Origin of the sequence: Brachybacterium sp. ACRRE, from assembly GCF_022346485.1 — a bacterium.
GTDB classification, from domain to species: Bacteria; Actinomycetota; Actinomycetes; order Actinomycetales; family Dermabacteraceae; genus Brachybacterium; species Brachybacterium halotolerans.
Genome location: NZ_JAKRMO010000116.1, coordinates 1 through 4,136, shown reverse-complemented (window position 1 = coordinate 4,136; position 4,136 = coordinate 1). Strand labels below are relative to the sequence as shown.

Sequence of the window (4,136 nt, the reverse complement as noted above, 5' to 3'; positions counted from 1 at the left end):
GGCTCGGGGGCCGGGTCGGCGAGGGCCTGCTCGGTCGTCGTCCGCGCGGCCTCCTGCACGACGTGGACGGAGGTGGTCATCGAGGTATCGATCATGTCCATGCCACGACGCTCGCCCGCGGGGCTATGGATCCGCTGTGACCGTGCTGTCGCCGGGCGGTGAGGTGAGGCGCCCGGCACATACGCGCACCATGCCCGGGGCACAGCAGATCCATAGGCCCGGCCTGAAGGCTTCCCGCCATGACCACCACCGATGAGAAGCGGACCGGGGACGGCTCGAACCCCTCGTCCTCACCAGACGCTCGGCCGACGGGCGCCGCGCCCGCGGCATCGAGCCCGGGCGCGGCGACCGGGAAGCCCCCGCACCGGCTCGAGGCCGTGCGCAGGAGGCTCCTGGACGAGTCCCCGCGGGCGAGCCTCGCGCTGCTCGGTCTGCTCGTGGCGACCGGGGTCCTGTACTTCTGGAACCTCAGCGCCAACGGGTACGCGAACTCGTTCTACTCGGCGGCCGTGCAGGCAGGATCGGAGTCCTGGAAGGCGTTCTTCTACGGCTCCTCCGACGCCGCGAACTCGATCACCGTGGACAAGCCGCCGGCCTCGCTGTGGTTGATGGCGCTGTCCGTGCGCATGTTCGGGCTGAACACGATCGCGATCCTGCTGCCGCAGGTGCTCATGGGCATCGGCACCGTGCTCCTCGTGGACCGCACGGTGAAGAGGTACTTCGGCGTGGGCGCGGGCCTCGTGGCCGGTGCGGCGATGGCGATCACCCCGGTCGCGGTGCTCATGTTCCGCTTCAACAATCCCGACGCGCTGCTGGTGATGCTCATGGCGCTCGGCGCGTGGGCGACCCTGCGCGCGATCGAGAAGGGCTCGATCCGCTGGATGGCCCTGGTGGGCGTGTTCATCGGCTTCGGCTTCCTCACCAAGACGCTGCAGGCGTTCCTGGTCGTGCCCTTCTTCGGGCTCGCCTTCATGCTGTTCGCCGCCACGACCTGGCGCCGACGCGTGCTGGGGCTGCTCGCCGCGGTCGGGGCGCTCGTCGTCGCCGGCGGCTGGTGGGTCGCGATCGTCGAGCTCGTGCCCGAGAGCTGGCGGCCCTTCATCGGCGGCTCCCAGAACAACTCGTTCCTCGAGCTGACCTTCGGGTACAACGGCCTGGGCCGCATCAACGGCGAAGAGACCGGATCCGTGGGCGGCGGCGGACCCTCCTCCGGGGAGACCGGCCTCGCGAGGCTCTTCTCCTCGGACCTGGGCGGTCAGATCTCCTGGCTGATCCCCGCCGCGCTGATCCTCGTGGTGCTCGCGCTGTGGATGGGCCGACGCGCCCCGCGCACCGACATGCGCCGCGCCTCCCACATGGTGTGGGGCGGTTGGTTCCTCGCCACCTTCCTGACGTTCTCCTTCATGGCCGGGATCTTCCACCAGTACTACACGGTGGCCCTGTCGCCGGCGATCGCCGCGATGGTCGGCGCCGGAGCGGGGGAGCTGTGGCAGCGCCGCGGCACCTGGCTCGCCAGGATCGGCCTCGCGCTCGCCGCGCTCGCCACCGGCATCTGGGGCTTCGTGCTCCTGCAGCGACAGACGGAGTACGGGCAGTGGCTCGCGATCCTCGTCCTCGCCACCGGCATCCTCGCCGCCGTCGGCGTGCTCTTCGCCCACCGGATGGGCAGGGCGCTGCTCGCGGCCCTGCTGGCCAGCGCGATCCTGAGCGCCGGCGCCGGGCAGGCCGCCTACGCGGTGAGCACCGTGACCACGGCCAAGACCGGTTCGATCATCACCGCGGGGCCGACGGTCTCCAGCGGCATGGGCGGCGGCCCCGGCGGTATGGGCGGCGGCCCCGGCGGTATGGGCGGAGGCCCGGGAGGCCAGGGCGGCGGTCAGGGCGGGCCCGGCGGAGGCCAGGGCTTCCCCGGCGGCCAGGGCCAGACCGGGCAGACCGGCCAGAGCCAGACCGGCCAGAGCCAGAACGGTCAGGGCCAGAACGGCCAGGGCGGGATGGGCACACCTCCCGGCCAGTCCTCCCAGTCCCAGCAGGGGCAGTCGAGCCAGGGGCAGCAGTCCCAGCAGGGCCAGTCCCAGCAGGGACAGACCCAGCAGGGCCAGATGCCGTCGGCCGGCGGAGCCGAAGGCGCCATGGGCGGCGGGCCCGGCGGAGGCGGGGGCGGCGGCATGAGCGGCCTGCTCGATGCCACCGAGCCCGACCAGGACGTCGTCGACGCCCTCACCGCCGACGCCGATCAGTACACCTGGGTCGCCGCGGCCGTCGGCAGCCAGAGCGCCGCGGGCATGCAGCTGGCGACCGAGGAGCCGGTGATGGCCATCGGCGGGTTCAACGGATCCGACCCGAGCCCCACCCTCGAGCAGTTCCAGCAGTACGTCGAGGACGGCCAGATCCACTACCTGCTCGCCAGCAGCGGCTTCGGCCAGCAGAACGGCGGCTCCGACTCCGCGAGCGAGATCGTCGAGTGGGCGAGCGAGAACTTCAAGGAGGTCACCATCGGCGACTCCACGTTCTACGACCTCACCCAGCCCGTCTCCAGCTCCACCAGCACCCAGGAGGCGTCATGACCCTGGACCTCGCACGAAGCACGGGCGGCCTGTCCGCCGGGGCCGGGCGCGCCGACAGCGCCCCCGGTACCCGCTCCGGGAGCCAGGGACACTCGGCGCACACACCCGAGGACCTGCCCCAGGCCCGACCTCTGGTGAGTGCGGAGCCCGGTACCACGGTGCTGGACGTGGTGGTGCCGGTCCTCAACGAGCGGCACACGATCGAGGCGTGCGTGGAGCGCCTGGACCGCCACCTGCGCTCGACCTTCCCGTACCCGTTCCGGATCACGGTCGCCGACAACGGCAGCACCGACGGCACCCGGGAGATCGCCGCGGACCTCGAGGAGCGCATGCCCGACCGCGTGCGCGCTGTGCACCTGGACAAGAAGGGCCGCGGGCGAGCGCTCAAAGCAACCTGGTCCGCGTCGGACGCGCTCGTGCTCGCCTACATGGACGTCGACCTCTCCACGGACCTCGACGCGCTCTGGCCTCTCATCGCGCCGCTGATGTCCGGGCACTCCGATCTCGCGATCGGTACACGCCTGCACCGTTCGTCGAGGGTGGTGCGGGGGACCAAGCGCGAGTTCATCTCCCGCTGCTACAACGCCGGGCTCTCGGTCGCGCTGGGAGCAGGCTTCACCGACGCCCAGTGCGGGTTCAAGGCGATCCGGGCCGACGTCGCCGGGGAGATCCTGCCGCTCGTCGAGGACCCCGCCTGGTTCTTCGACACCGAACTCCTGGTGCTCGCCGAGCGCACCGGGCTGCGGATCCACGAGGTGCCCGTCGACTGGTACGACGACCCGGACTCCCGGGTGGACGTGGTGGGGACGGCCCTCGACGACATCCGGGGCGTGCTGCGGGTCCGACGCTCGCTGCGCTCGGGAGAGCTCGGCATCGACGGCATCCGCGCGCGTCTGGGGCGGACCATGCCCTCGGGCCAGACCGGTGGGCAGGTCATCCGCTTCGCCGCGGTGGGCGTCGCGAGCACGCTGCTGCACCTCGCGGGCTTCGCCGCCCTGCACGGAATGCTCGGCATGGGGGCTCAGGCGGCGAACATCCTCGCGCTGCTGGTCGCGACCATCGTGAACACCAGCGCCAATCGCTCCTGGACCTTCGGGATACGCGAGCGCGAGGGTGCCCTGTGGCACCAGCTCCAGGGGCTCGCCCTCCTCGCACTCACCTGGGCGCTCAGCGCCGGCGCGCTGCTGCTGCTCGACGGCGCATGGCCGCAGGCCCCCACCGCCGTGCAGACGGTGATCCTGGGCGGCTCGATGGTCATCGCGACGGTCACCAAGTTCGGCGTCATGCGCCGCTGGCACAGGGACGGGACCACGAAGGCGCACGACGCCGCGAGCGGCCGACGGACGGGGCCCGCGCCGAGCGTGTGACGGTTCCCTGGGTGCTCGTGGCGCACGAACGACCCCGAGCGCCCTGCGTCACGTGGTGCAGAACACGCTCTGACCTGGGGCTGTGGAGTTGACGTGGGGGCTCGGGGTGCGTAAGTTATTACCTCGTGCCCGGCCGACAGGTTCGGGGGATCGGAAACAGTGTTTCTGGTTTCTCGGATGGGGTTGGGTGCCACGGTTAATT

2 protein-coding genes are annotated in these 4,136 nt (G+C 71.5%); both read left to right on the top strand.

Features of this window, described 5'->3' with window-relative positions:
* The first annotated feature begins 239 nt into the window (after positions 1-239).
* On the top strand, positions 240-2,567 hold the full coding sequence (locus tag MHY49_RS18730; RefSeq protein ID WP_239206700.1) for a glycosyltransferase family 39 protein: 2,328 nt from the start codon (positions 240-242) through the stop codon (positions 2,565-2,567).
* Positions 2,564-3,934, top strand: a complete 1,371-nt coding sequence (locus MHY49_RS18725; RefSeq protein ID WP_239206698.1) for a bifunctional glycosyltransferase family 2/GtrA family protein — start codon at positions 2,564-2,566, stop codon at positions 3,932-3,934. The genes MHY49_RS18730 and MHY49_RS18725 overlap by 4 nt, the downstream gene beginning before the upstream one ends.
* Positions 3,935-4,136: the final 202 nt, after the last annotated feature.

Coding starts and splice junctions, on each gene's coding strand:
- MHY49_RS18730 (WP_239206700.1), top strand. CDS start 240: ATGACCACCACCGATGAGAAGCGGACCGGGGACGGCTCGAACCCCTCG.
- MHY49_RS18725 (WP_239206698.1), top strand. CDS start 2,564: ATGACCCTGGACCTCGCACGAAGCACGGGCGGCCTGTCCGCCGGGGCC.